At 63.6% G+C, this 13,078-nt stretch carries 10 protein-coding genes; 4 read left to right on the forward strand and 6 right to left on the reverse strand.

Annotated features, from left to right (window positions below; translation table 11 throughout):
* Positions 1-3: 3 nt before the first annotated feature.
* The 5 genes from JMY28_RS33355 to JMY28_RS33375 form a co-directional block, all read right to left on the reverse strand.
* Positions 4-453: a PaaI family thioesterase gene (locus JMY28_RS33355; RefSeq protein ID WP_201700143.1), complete on the reverse strand. Its 450-nt coding sequence runs from the start codon at positions 451-453 to the stop codon at positions 4-6.
* 142 nt (positions 454-595) lie between these two features.
* Positions 596-1,855 carry a benzoyl-CoA 2,3-epoxidase subunit BoxA gene (gene boxA / locus JMY28_RS33360; protein WP_201700144.1) on the reverse strand — a complete coding sequence of 420 codons (1,260 nt, stop codon included), beginning with the start codon at positions 1,853-1,855 and terminating at the stop codon, positions 596-598.
* Positions 1,856-1,907: 52 nt separating this feature from the next.
* Positions 1,908-3,335 carry a benzoyl-CoA 2,3-epoxidase subunit BoxB gene (boxB, locus tag JMY28_RS33365; RefSeq protein WP_201700145.1) on the reverse strand — a complete coding sequence of 476 codons (1,428 nt, stop codon included), beginning with the start codon at positions 3,333-3,335 and terminating at the stop codon, positions 1,908-1,910.
* Between the two features lie 57 nt (positions 3,336-3,392).
* Positions 3,393-5,069, reverse strand: coding sequence for a 2,3-epoxybenzoyl-CoA dihydrolase (gene boxC / locus JMY28_RS33370; RefSeq protein WP_201700146.1), 1,677 nt, complete (start codon positions 5,067-5,069; stop codon positions 3,393-3,395).
* Between the two features lie 126 nt (positions 5,070-5,195).
* Positions 5,196-6,152 carry a helix-turn-helix transcriptional regulator gene (locus JMY28_RS33375; protein WP_201700147.1) on the reverse strand — a complete coding sequence of 319 codons (957 nt, stop codon included), beginning with the start codon at positions 6,150-6,152 and terminating at the stop codon, positions 5,196-5,198.
* A gap of 138 nt (positions 6,153-6,290) precedes the next feature.
* On the opposite strand from JMY28_RS33375, the gene JMY28_RS33380 reads away from it, so the two are divergent.
* The 4 genes from JMY28_RS33380 (at position 6,291) to JMY28_RS33395 (ending at position 11,399) form a co-directional block, all read left to right on the forward strand.
* Positions 6,291-7,883 (forward strand): benzoate-CoA ligase family protein, encoded by a 1,593-nt coding sequence (locus tag JMY28_RS33380; RefSeq protein WP_407945569.1) that lies wholly within the window; start codon positions 6,291-6,293, stop codon positions 7,881-7,883.
* 14 nt (positions 7,884-7,897) lie between these two features.
* Positions 7,898-8,719: an alpha/beta fold hydrolase gene (locus JMY28_RS33385; RefSeq protein WP_201700149.1), complete on the forward strand. Its 822-nt coding sequence runs from the start codon at positions 7,898-7,900 to the stop codon at positions 8,717-8,719.
* A 296-nt stretch (positions 8,720-9,015) separates the two neighbouring features.
* A complete protein-coding gene (locus tag JMY28_RS33390) occupies positions 9,016-10,377 on the forward strand; it encodes a sensor histidine kinase (RefSeq protein WP_236597160.1) in 1,362 nt (453 codons plus the stop codon).
* Positions 10,374-11,399, forward strand: coding sequence for a response regulator (locus JMY28_RS33395; RefSeq protein ID WP_201700150.1), 1,026 nt, complete (start codon positions 10,374-10,376; stop codon positions 11,397-11,399). Before JMY28_RS33390 ends, JMY28_RS33395 begins: the two co-directional genes overlap by 4 nt.
* A 93-nt stretch (positions 11,400-11,492) precedes the next feature.
* Here the strand turns inward: JMY28_RS33395 and cqsA are convergent, their stop codons facing one another.
* Positions 11,493-12,794, reverse strand: a complete 1,302-nt coding sequence (gene cqsA, locus JMY28_RS33400; RefSeq protein ID WP_201700151.1) for an alpha-hydroxyketone-type quorum-sensing autoinducer synthase — start codon at positions 12,792-12,794, stop codon at positions 11,493-11,495.
* Between the last annotated feature and the right edge of the window lie 284 nt (positions 12,795-13,078).

Here is a 13,078-nt window from a genome sequence, read left to right on the forward strand (position 1 = left end):
GCGTCAGCGGTCGAACACGAGCAGGGTCGAAGTAGCGGATGCGTAGAGCTTGCCCTGCGCATCCGTGATGCTGGCCTCCGTGAAGGCCGCGCGGCGGCCAATGCTGAGCACGCGCCCTTCCGCGCGCACAACGCCTGTATCGGCGGTCATGGGCCGGTGGTACGCGACCTTCAACTCAAGCGTGGTGTAGCCCTGATTCGGGCCGAGCCGCGAGTGCGCGGCGCAACCGCACGCGGAATCGAGCAGCGTAGCGGCATACCCGCCGTGCACCGTGCCGATGGGGTTGTACACGTGCAGACCGGGCGTGCCTTCGAACACGGCGCGCCCCTCCTCGACTTCGACAAGTCTGAAGCCGAGCGTTTCGCCAATGGCCGGGCCACGGCTCCCATGCAGCATGTGCTGCAACTGTTCGACGCCGGTCAGGCCAGCGGGCATTTCAGCAACGAGATTCATCGAGGCGACTCCAACGTTTGACGCGCCACCGCGCGCGCCTTTGCGATTCGCCATCGTAACGCCTTTAGAACGATCGTGCTTAAATTATCGCGGGCTTCTCACGCGTTTCGATTCAGGCCTCGATTCATTGCATCCAGACGTTTCAATACGTCTCCAGATGCAGCCGCCCTTCCCGTTTGAGACGGTCCCACAAGGCCTCCCAGCCCATGCCATGCGTCTCGGCGATCTCCTGAAGCGCCTGCAGCACGCCATCCTCCATGCCCTTCAACCCGCAGACATAGACATGCGTGTTGCCGTCCTTGAGCAACTGCGCAACGTCCACGGCGCGCTCGCGCATCGCGTCCTGGACATAACGCTTAGGCTGACCCGGCGTGCGTGAGAAGGCGAGATTCGTGTCGATGAAATCCTTCGGTAGATTCATCAGGGGTCCGAAGTATGGCAATTCCTGCTGCGTGCGCGCGCCGAAAAATAGCATGAGCTTGCCGGTCGCGCCCTTGAGCCTGCGGCGGCGGCGATATTCGGTCATCGCGCGCATGGGCGCCGAACCAGTGCCCGTGCAGATCATCAGCAGATGCGAATTCGGATGGTTCGGCATGAGGAAGGTATTGCCGAACGGCCCGATCACGGTCACCACGTCGCCCTTCTTCAGGTCGCAGAGATAGTTCGAGCACACGCCATCGGTTGCGTTGCCGCTGTGATCGCGCGTCACGCGCTTCACCGTGAGCGAGACGTTGTTGTAGCCGGGACGCTCGCCGTCGCGCGGGCTCGCAATCGAATACTGGCGCGCATGATGGGCCCGGCCTTCCGCGGTCGCGCCCGGCGGCAGGATGCCGATCGACTGGCCTTCCAGCACCGGGAACGGCATGGCACCGAAGTCGAGCACGATGTGATGGATGTCGCTTTCGGTGGCGTCGCCGGTGAGGCGATAGTTGCCGACCACGCTCGCCGTGGTGGGCGCCTTGTGCGTGTAGAGCTGGACATAGGGCCGCGCCGCCGACCACGGCGGCACGGTCGAGCCGCGCACCATGTCGGAGCCGCCGACGGGTGCATCGGAGGCATTCGGTGCCGCTTGTGCTTCGCTGGGCCCATCGCTCGATGCTTGCGCGACGACCGGCGCTGCGACCGACGGATTCTGTGCGGGCAGTTCGTCCCACGTGAACTGCTGGTCAATGGTGAACGCCTCGGCCTTGAGCACGTTGCGCCAGTTATCGATCGCGCCGGTCGGGCATGGTGGCACGCAGGCCATGCAAGCGTTGCAGACATCGGCCTTCACGACATAGTTGGTGCCATCGTGCGTAATCGCGTCGATGGGACAGGTTTCCTCGCACGTATTGCAGCGTATGCAGATTTCAGGGTCGATCAGGTGTTGCCTGAGAATTTCCACGGGTAGCGGACCGTTCATGATTGTCTCCCACCGCGGCGCGCGAACTCGTCGCTTCGCGCCGCCGCTCCCCTCAGTTAAAGCGCACGTATTCGAAATCGATTGGCTGCCGATTGATGCCCATGGCCGGCGGCGCGATCCAGTTGGCGAACTTGCCCGGTTCGATCACGCGCCCCATGAGCGAGGCCACGTAGGCCCGGTCTTCCGCGGTGGGCAGCCATTTCGCCTCGTTCGCGGCCCATTCCGCCTCGCCGATCACGCGGCCGTCCGGCGAAACCCGCACGCCCGCGAAGGTGCCGATCTGGCGATTGAACGCCTTGTGCGGCACCGTGAGCCGGGCATCGATGCCAGCCTTTTCCAGCACCTTGTTCCAGCGGTTCACGCCCGCAATCGAATCCTTGATGTAGTCGTCGCGCAGCACTTCGTTCATGGCATTGAGCATCGGTACTTCGCGCTCCACGAGCTTGCCGTCCTGCACGTCGAGCAAGCGGTATTGCTGGCCTTCGAGCTGGTGGTCGTCGTCTCGTTTGGTCTCTTCATAGCGGCCCTTCAGGCCCGAGCTGTAGAAGGTCGCGGCATTCGACGAGTGGTCGGCGCCGAACAGATCGATCGTCACGGAATAGTGGAAATTCAGGTAGCGCTGAATCGTTTCGAGGTCGATCACGCCCGCGGCGCGCAGGCGGTTCACGTCGTCGGTCTTCAGTTCGTTCATGACCTGCGCGGTGCGTTGCACGACACGCGAGATGCCCGATTCGCCGACGAACATGTGATGCGCTTCTTCGGTCAGCATGAATTTCGTCGTGCGCGCGAGCGGGTCGAAGCCGGATTCGGAAAGCGCCGAAAGCTGGAACTTGCCGTCGCGGTCGGTGAAATACGTGAACATGAAGAACGCCAGCCAGTCGGGCGTTTTCTCGTTGAACGCGCCGAGAATGCGCGGGTTGTCGTCGTCACCCGAACGGCGATCCAGCAATGCTTCGGCTTCCTCACGACCGTCGCGGCCGAAGTAGCGATGCAGCAGATACACCATCGCCCACAGGTGCCGCCCTTCTTCCACGTTCACCTGGAACAGGTTGCGCAGGTCGTACATGGAGGGGGCGGTTAGGCCGAGATGACGCTGCTGCTCGACGGAAGCGGGCTCCGTGTCTCCCTGCGTGACGATGATGCGGCGCAGATTCGCGCGGTGCTCGCCCGGCACGTCCTGCCATGCGGCCTCGCCCTTGTGCGCGCCGAAATGGATCTTGCGATCCGCGTCGCCGGGCGTCAGGAAGATACCCCACCGATAGTCGGGCATTTTCACATGGTCGAAGTGCGCCCAGCCGCCCGCGTCGACGCTCACCGCCGTGCGCAGATAGACGTCATAGCCGTGCGAACCGTCGGGGCCCATGTCGCCCCACCACGAGAGGAAGTTGGGCTGCCACTGTTCGAGGGCGCGCTGCAGCGCGCGGTCGTCGGCGAGGTTGACGTTGTTCGGGATCTTTTCGCTGTAGTTGATCGTGGACATTGCGGTTCCTTGCGGCAAATTCGACGCACGCGCCAAATGCGGCGGCGGATACGGATATCAGACGCGGGCGACGTCGAACTGCGCCTTGCTGCCCTTGCCGTACACCTTGAGCGCGCCCTTCTCGCCCACGGCGTTGGGCCGGTTGAAGATCCAGTTCTGCCACGCGGAGAGCCGCCCGAAGATGCGCGTTTCCATCGTCTCCGGGCCGTTGAAGCGAAGGTTCGCTTCGAGGCCGGTGAGCGCGTCGGGCGACATGACCGCGCGTTCTTCCAGCGCGAGACGGATTTCGTCGGGCCAGTCGATGTCGTCGGGCGAGGCCGTCACGAGGCCAAGACGCTCCGCCTCGACCGGCTTGACCGCCTGGCCTATCTTTGCGCGCACGGCATCGAGCGGTTCGGTCTCCTCATAGAAACGCCGCGCGAGGCGCGATTGATGCGTAACCATCGGATAGAGGCCGAAATTCGCTTCGGAGAGCGTGATGGCTGGTTCCTCGTCTTCGTTCGAGGGAAGCGCGGCCATATACGTGCGGTCAGCCGCGAACGCGAGTTCGGCGAAGGTCCCGGCGAAGCACGAGCCCGGTTCGATCAGCGCGAACAGCGAACGCGAAGAGACATCGATGCGCGCCAGCGTGCGGCGCAGCATGCCGATGGTCTCGCGCACGAACCAGTGGTCGCGGTGCGCGAGCAGCGCGGCGTCGGCGGCGAGTACGGTGCGCGTGTCGCCTTCGGTCTTGAGGATCCACGTGCCGATGTCGAGTTCGTTCGTGCGCATGCAGAGAATCGCGTCGTCCAGCTCGCGCGCGAACTGCAGCGGCCACCATGACGCGCCGGCGGCGACGATTGATTCGATCTCCGAAGCAGGTGCTTCGGTCGGCGCTTTCGCCGCGAACGTCGCGGTGCGCTTCGCGCGGTCGATCGTGACGTCGACGGTTGCGTAGCTCAGGCCGCCGTCGCTCTCCACGCGTGCGATGCGGGTGAGCGCAATGCCTTTCGCGACAACTGGCCGATCACTCGCGGCCGCTAGTTCGAGCGCACGCGCCTGCACGGCCTGGCCAAACTGATTCGGCTTCACGACCTCATCCACGAGGCGCCAGGCTTTCGCGCGTTCGCCGCGAATGCCTTCCACCACGGTGCAGAAGATGTCGGCGCGGTCGTGGCGCACCTTGCGCTTATCCGTGAGGCGCGTGAGGCCACCCGTGCCCGGCAGCACGCCGAGCAGCGGCACTTCCGGCAACGCGACCGAGGAGGACCGGTCGTCCACGAGCATGATCTCGTCGCAGGCGAGCGCCAGTTCATAGCCGCCGCCGGCACAGGAGCCGTTCACGGCCGCAATGAACTTCAGGCCTGAATGGCGCGACGAATCTTCCATGCCGTTGCGCGTCTCGTTGGTGAACTTGCAGAAGTTGACCTTCCACGCGTGGGTGGAGAGGCCGAGCATGAAAATATTGGCGCCCGAGCAGAACACGCGGTCCTTCAGGCTGGTCAGCACGACGGTGCGCACTTCCGGATGCTCGAAGCGGATGCGCTGGAGTGCATCGTGCAGTTCGATATCGACGCCGAGGTCGTATGAATTCAGCTTCAGCTTGTAGCCGTCGCGAATGCCGCCATCCTCGGCGATATCCATGCCGAGCGTCGCCACGGCGCCGTCGAACGTTAGCTTCCAGTGCCGGTACTGCGAAGGTTCGGTGCGGTAATCGACCCGCTGCGGGGCGACGGCGGTTTCGACTGCGGCCATGAGCGTCTCCTTTCTGCACTTCGTTTCAAACAACGATAGTGCAATGGAATACTCATGTAAAGCACATTAGTGCATTTTAGTGCATGTCAGGTGTAAACCCGCAATGCCGCCGTACGCGGCCGCCCGTTATTCGATGCGGGGCGCCTCAGCGGCGAGGCGCGCGGCGAGCCGGTCGCGCAGTTGCAGGTAGGCGTCGGCGAGCGTCTTTTCGCTGGTATCGAAGGTCATGTCGGCGCGACCATACAGTTCGCTGCGGCCCGCGAGGATCCGTTTGAGGTCGTCCATCGCCTCGCTATTGCCTGAGTTGCCCGACATGGGGCGCAGGTCGCCCTGCGCCACGACGCGGCGCATGTGCTCCTCAGGCGCGGCCTGTAGCCAGACGGTGAAGCAATGCGCGAGCAGCACATTGAAGGTGGCCGGCTCGGAAACGAGGCCGCCCGGCGAGGCGATCACGGCGCGCGGGTGCTCCGCGACCACGGCCTCCAGCGCCCGATGCTCATACCGGCGATACGCGCTTGCGCCATACAGCGAATGAATCTCCGACGGCGGACAACCCGCCAGCTGTTCGATCACCCGAGTCAGTTCGACAAACGGCACCTTCAGCTCCTGCGCGAGCATGCGCCCCAGAGTGGACTTGCCGGCCCCGCGCAGGCCGATGAGCGCGATACGCTCGTTGCGATGCGGATCGGCGCTGGTTTGCGAGAACATCTCGGCGAGCGCCACGCGCGCGCGTTGCAAGGCAGCTGGATCACGCCCCTGCAGCAGCTCCCGGATCAAGAGCCATTCCGCCGACGAGGTCGTGACGTCGCCGATGACCTCGGCGAGCGGGCAGTTCAGCGTGTTCGCAATCTGCCGCAACACCAGCACGGAAGCATTCCCCACCCCGGATTCCAGGTTCGCCAGATGCCGCTCCGAGAGCCCGGTTTCCGCAGCCAGCGTCTTGCGCGTCATGCCGCGCCGCGCGCGCAGCATGCGCACGCGCTCGCCCATGGCGGTCAGGAACGGATCGCGTTCGGCGCGCTCGCCGCGCGCGGCGTCGTCGGCGGCTTCCGCTGGAAGCTCGGCAATGTAAGTTTGCTTCATCTTATGGAATCTCTGAATCCGTCTTTATGTACTATAGTGCTTGACATGCATTTTGCTAACCGCTAATTTTCCGCGAAAAGGTCGATCGACGACAAATCCGATCGCGGTAGCAGACAGAGCGGAGACAACACCGTGCAAATCGAGGCATCGCCAGAACACGCCGCGGCCGTGCCGCCGCCCGCGCAATTCAACTTCGCCACGCACCTGTTCTCGCTCAATGCTGCGCGCGCTGCGAAGCCCGCTTATATCGACGACACGCACACGCTGAACTACGGCGAACTCGAAACGCAGGCCCGCCGCTTCGCGGCCGCCATGCGCGCGCTCGGCGTCCACACGGAAGAACGCGTGCTGCTCGTGATGCTCGACACCGTCGAGCTGCCCATTGCATTTCTCGGCGCACTCTATGCGGGAATCGTCCCGGTGGTCGTCAACACGCTGCTCACGCCGGCCGACTATGTGTATATGCTCACGCACAGCCGCGCGCGCGTGGTGATCGCGTCGGGAGCGGTGCTGCCCGCGGTGAACGCAGCGCTGGCCGAAGCACAATGTGAGGACTGCCAGTTAATCGCTTCACGGCCCGTTTCACAGCCTGTCTCACCTGAACCACGACCCGTTCTCGCCGATCTGATCGCGCGCGCCGAGCCCGCGACGCGCGCCGCGCAAACGGCCTGCGACGATATCGCGTTCTGGCTCTACTCCTCGGGATCGACGGGAAAACCCAAAGGCACGGTGCATACGCACGCCAATCTCTACTGGACCGTCGAAACTTACGCGAAGCCCATTCTCGGCATACGCGAAAGCGACATCGTGTTTTCGGCGGCCAAGCTGTTCTTCGCCTATGGTCTCGGCAACGCTCTTTCGTTTCCACTGTCGGTAGGCGCGACCACGATCCTGATGGCCGAACGCCCCACCGCCCACGCCGTATTCGCGCGCCTCGTGCAGCATCGGCCCACGGTGTTCTACGGCGTGCCCACGCTCTACGCGAGCATGATGGCCTCGCCCAACATTCCTGCGCGCATCGATGTCGCGCTGCGCGTGTGCACCTCCGCGGGCGAAGCGCTGCCGCGCGAACTGGGCGAGCGCTTCAGGGAGCACTTCGGCAGCGACATTCTCGACGGCCTCGGTTCCACGGAAATGCTGCACATCTTCCTCTCGAACCGGCCAGGCGCCGTCGAATACGGCACCACGGGTCACCCCGTGCCCGGCTACGAAATCGAACTGCGCGACGAGACCGGCGCGCTCGTGGCCGACGGCGAGATCGGCGACCTCTTCATCCGCGGGCCGAGCGCGGCCGTGATGTACTGGTGCAATCGCGAAAAGTCGCGCGCGACCTTCCTCGGCGACTGGGTGAGGAGCGGCGACAAGTACCGGCGTGTGCCGGGCGGCGCCTATGTCTATGCGGGCCGCAGCGACGACATGCTCAAGGTGAGCGGGCAGTATGTTTCGCCCATCGAAGTCGAAATGGTGCTCATGCAGCACGACGCGGTGCTCGAAGCCGCCGTGATCGGCGTCGATCAGGGCGGGCTCGTGAAGACCTGCGCGTTCGTGGTGCTCAAGCAGGCGACCGCGGACACCTCGCACGACGCGCTGGCCGAGCAGTTGAAGGCGTTCGTCAAAACGCGGCTCGCGCCGCACAAGTATCCGCGCGACATTCTGTTCGTCGACGATCTGCCGAAAACGGCGACCGGTAAAATCCAGCGTTTCCGGCTGCGTCAGCAGTTTCAGTCGTGACAGGGATAAGCGCCATGAACGAAAGCAAATTCGCCGACCTGCCCGCCACGGACGCGCACGATGCGTTGCGCATCGAATATCGCTGGATCGGCGCGGCAGACGGTGAAGCGCCGCTCGCCGTATTCCTGCACGAGGGTCTAGGCTCGATCGCGATGTGGAAGGATTGGCCCGCCGCGCTTTGCGCGCGCCTCGGCATGCGCGGGCTCGTTTATTCGCGTCCGGGTTACGGGCGCTCCACACCGCGCGCGCCTGGCGTGAAATGGCCCGTCGATTTCATGGCCGGGCAGGCGCGCGAGGTCTTGCCCGCTCTCCTCGACGCACTCGGCGTAAGCGCGGCCGAACGCACGCGCATGTGGCTGATCGGTCATAGCGATGGCGCATCCATCGCGCTGCTCTACGCCGCCGCTTTTCCCGAAGCACTCGATGGCGCAGTGGCGATTGCGCCGCACGTGTTCGTCGAAGACGTCTCCATCGAAAGCATTGGCGAGGCGAAGGTTGCGTACGAAACGACCCGTCTGCGCGAAAAGCTCGCGCGCTATCACGACGATGTCGATTCCGCGTTCTACGGCTGGAACGACATCTGGCTCGATCCCGCGTTCCGGGCGTGGAACATCGTCGGCGATCTGCCGTCGATTCGTGCGCCGTTGCTCGCCGTGCAGGCCGTGGACGACCATTACGGCACCATGGCGCAAGTCGAAGCGATTGGCGCGGCCGTGCCGCACGCGCGCGTCCACGCGCTCGCACACGGCGGCCATTCTCCACATCGCGACGCGCCGCAGCCGCTGGACGACGCTATCGAGCAATTCATTTCCGCGCAACGCAAGTCCGCGGCCTGAAGGCCGCACACAGGCACGGCCGAGCCCCCGCAAGCCCCGCCGGCACCCGTCGAATGCCTCCCAAAAAGGAGCGAATCGATGCGCTTCGCATAAAACTCCTCCTCAAGTACAGCACCGGAGCCCATTCAGGGACCCAACACGCCTCATCGCTGCAATCCTTTGGTGATATTGTCTTTCTTTGCCGGGTGGAGACGGGGTCCGACCACGCGAGACCGCCGGCAGGAAAGCAAGAAGCACGGGGAACCCAAAAAGCGAGACGCAAGAAGACCGGCGGACCGCGCGCGCCGGCCAGAACGATGAGCGATTCCATCCTGATGAACGTTTCAAGAACCTCGGTGCGACTGAGACGAGCCTGGGCGTCGATGCGTCCGCGCTTCGTGCGCGCCTTCGCGCCCGCGCTGCGCAACCTGCAATACGTGAAGCGCCGCATGCGCCCGCTCGCGGTCGTGGCGAGCGTGGGCTTCCCGCTTTACTACTACGTCTGGAAAGACCTCTTTCCTCAGCCGTATGAAAATCTCACGCTGCGCCTGATCGGCTCGCTTCTGTTCGTGCCGATTCTGGCGTTCGAGCGCTGGCCCGCAGCGCTGAAAAAGCTGCTGCCGTGGTACTGGTACTTCGCCACGCTCTACGCATTGCCGTTTTTTTTCACGTTCATGCTGCTCAAGAACAACGGCAACGAAGTGTGGGTCGAAAGCGCGCTGATCGCGGCGTTCGTGATGGTGCTGCTGCTCGACTGGCTCATGCTCGTGCTGCAGTTCCTCGTGGGCATCAGCCTTGCCGTGATCGCGTATTGCCTCACCACGTACCCCATCGTGCTCGGGCCGAACTACTTCACCCATCTGGCGATCTTTTCGTTTGCGGTGGCGATCGGCGCGGTGGCCAATTACGACCAGGACCGCATTCAGATCGAACAGGAGCGCGCCATGCTGGCTACCGCGGGCAGCGTGGCGCACGAACTGCGCACCCCGCTCGTGGCGATACGCGTGGGCGCGGCAGGGCTCATGCGCTATTTGCCTGCGCTGCTCGACACCTATCAGCTCGCCCAGCGCAGCCGCTTGCCCGTGCCAAAAATACGCGTGGCGCATCTGCATTCCCTGCAAGGCGTGGTTGGCCGCATTGAACAAGAAGCCCTGCATTCGAATGCGATCATCGACATGCTGCTCGCCACGGCGCGCTTCACGGGCGGCAACATGCAAAACGCAACGACGTGCTCGATCGTGCATTGCGTGGAAGCCGCGCTCGCGCGTTTTCCGTTTCGCGAAGGCGACCGACGTCGGGTAATCTGCAATCTGCGCCCCGATTTCGAATTTCACGGATCTGAAATGCTGACCGTTCACGTGCTCTTCAATCTGCTCAAAAATGCCTTCCGGCATATGGGCAGCATCGAAGGCGCGCAGATTTCGATTCGTCTTGAATCAGGGCAACGGGCCAATCGCCTGATTTTCAGCGACACGGGCACCGGTATTTCCCCTGAGGTATTGCCGCACATCTTCACGCGCTTTTATACTTCGACAACCGCCACCGATGACGTGACGCTCGGAGCAGGAATCGGGCTGGCATTCTGCCGCGATGTCATGCAAGCGATGGGTGGAGCAATTACCTGCTCTTCCGTAAAAGGCGAATACACCGAGTTCGTTTTGACATTCCCCGCGCCATGACGAAAGCCATCCAGCCGTTCTCCTATCCGACCACCGTCGCATTCGTCGACGACAGCGCCGCGTTCCTTTCGAACCTGAGCCTGCAACTCGACCCCGACCTGGCCTTCCGCCTGTTCAGCTCGCCCGGCGAGGCGCTGAAGTTTCTCAATGGCCGCGCCGGGCCAGACCGGGCCGCGGAGCCCATCTTCAGCCCGTATCTGGACCGCACCGAAGAAAACGATGCGCACCAGGTCATCGCCATGCGCGTCGATGCGATACGTAGTCTCGTACATAACGCGTCGCGCTTCGAGTCGGTTTCGGTCGTGGTCGTCGATTACGACATGCCCGAACTCAACGGCATGGAGTTTTGCCGCCGCATTACCGACCCGTCGATCAGGAAAATCGTCCTGACTGGCAAAGCCGACGAGCACGTGGCGGTGAAGAGCTTCAACGAAGGGCTGATCGATCGCTTCATCCGCAAGCATGAAGTCGATGCAGTGGAAACGCTGAACCAGGCGATCGGCGATATGCAGCGCGCGTATTTCGACCGCTGCTGCAGCACGGTGCTCGACGCACTCGCCGTTTCCGAATATGCCTTCCTCAAGGATCATGCGCTCGCCGCGCACGTGAAAGGCATTGCCGATTCATTGGGCATCGTCGAGCACTATCTCTCGTACCAACCGCACGGACTCCTGATGTTCGACGGTGTCGGCACCGCGTACCTGCTCGTCATTCACACCGACGAATCGCTGCGCGGCGTGCGCGAAATCGCCGTCGAACAAGGTGCGCCAATAAGCTTTCTCGCGGAACTCGACAGCCGTCGCAGCCTGCCCTATTTCTGGCGCACAGAAGGCTATTACCCGGCGCAGTGCGTGGAATGGCAGCCGTATATGCATCCCGCATCGGAATTTCACGGCGACCGCCGCTATCTCTACGCAGTGGTGAAGAAGCCGGCGGGGCTTGCGCTCGACAACGTGCTGCCCTACGACCGGCATCTCGACCAACTGGACCGCGAGATCCAGGCAGCGTGGGACTCACCCTGATTTACGGCACTGATTTGCGATCCGTTTTCCGCAGGCCGTAAATCGGGTGCACCCTCACGCTATCGCTGCCTCGCCGCCTCGCTCCACGCCAGCTCAAGCCGCCACGGCCACCGCCGGCATGCTCACCACAGCCTGCGGCAGACGCACGCGCGCACGGCCCGCGTTGCGCTCGTTGCGGCGCGTGGACGGCCAGTTCCACATCTGCACCTCATCGCGAATCTCCGCGCACACATCCACGAGTCGCTCCAGTTCCTCCTCGCACAGCGCCGCGTTGAGCGAGATCCGCACGAGCGAGCGGTTCTGCGCCGTGGCGGGAGCACAGAACACCGAACCAAAGATGCCGCGCGCTTCAAGCGCGTCGCGCAACACGATCGTCTGCGGCTCCGGCCCGGCTTCGAGCGCGATGATCTGCGTTTCGCTGCCGTTCAGGTTGTAGCCCAGTTCGGCAAGCCGCCCGCGTACGTAACGCGCGTTGGCCGCGACACGCGTGCGCCGCCAGTCTTCACGCTCGATCACGTCAAGTGTCGCCGCGAGGCCCGCCGTTTCATGCGGCAGCAGCGTCGAGCTGAAAATAGCCGGGAGCGCTTCGCACTTGAAATACTCCTGGAAGCGCCGCGAACAACTGATAATGCCCGCGCGCCCAGCAAACGCCTTTGCGAGACTGGCCGTACGGAAATGCACGCGGTCGATCAGCCCGAGTTCGGCCACCATGCCCGCGCCGTGCGGGCCGTGCGTGCCGAGCGAGTGCGACTCGTCGACGACCAGCACGCAGTCGTGCTCGGCGCACACCTCGGCAATCGCCGCGAGCGGCGCCACGCTGCCGTTCGTGCTGTACACGGAATCGACGATCACGATCCCGGCCCCGTAGCGCTGAATACGCTGTTCGAGGTGATCGACATCGTTGTGGAAGAAACTAATCGCGCGCGCACCGGCGCTGCGGATGCCTTCCCAGAGCGACATATGCGCCATCATGTCGACGTACACCGGCGTTTGCGCGTTGGCGATCGACTGAATCAGCCCCGTATTCGCGGCAAAACCCGACTGGCACAACACACTCGCTTCGGCGCCCATGTATGACGCGAAGCGGTCTTCTAGCGCGAGTTGCGGGCAGTCGTCGCCGTGCAGGAACACACCCGACATCAAAAGCCCATTGCCCTCCGATCGGATGCTCATGCACATTGCATCGAGAATCTCGGGGTGGCGCGCAATCGAAAGGTAGTCGTTACTCGAAAGGTGCAAGGCATCAGCATCGGCAACACGACCCTTCATGATGTGGCCCCCGGCCCAGCTTTCCTGCACGCGCTCGGTGTAGTAGCGATCGACACGTGCTGCGAGGAATGCGGGCAATGCCGCGTCGTTGTTATGTGCGTTACGCCAGTTGCTGCCAACTTTCATCTCAGGCTCCTTGTGGTTAAAGGCCGCTCCCCGGAGGCGACTTGTCTGGTCAGGTTGGATACCGGGAGGCAGGCCCGTAGTGTGCCCGCAGCGAAACGACACGCGCGATGAGGCACGACGTGCGCGTTCCGTCAGCGGACTTTTGAATGTGGGTGATGCAATGACTGGCGAGCGCGTGAGTCGCGGCGCGCGGCGGGGAGCGCAGGAGCGGCCCAGGCCGGCGGCGCCAGAGCGCGCTTGAATGCGGAGCGAATTCGAAAACCAATGCGGGCGCGGAGCGCCGG

The organism is Paraburkholderia hiiakae (genome assembly GCF_904848665.1).
Lineage (GTDB): Bacteria > Pseudomonadota > Gammaproteobacteria > Burkholderiales > Burkholderiaceae > Paraburkholderia > Paraburkholderia hiiakae.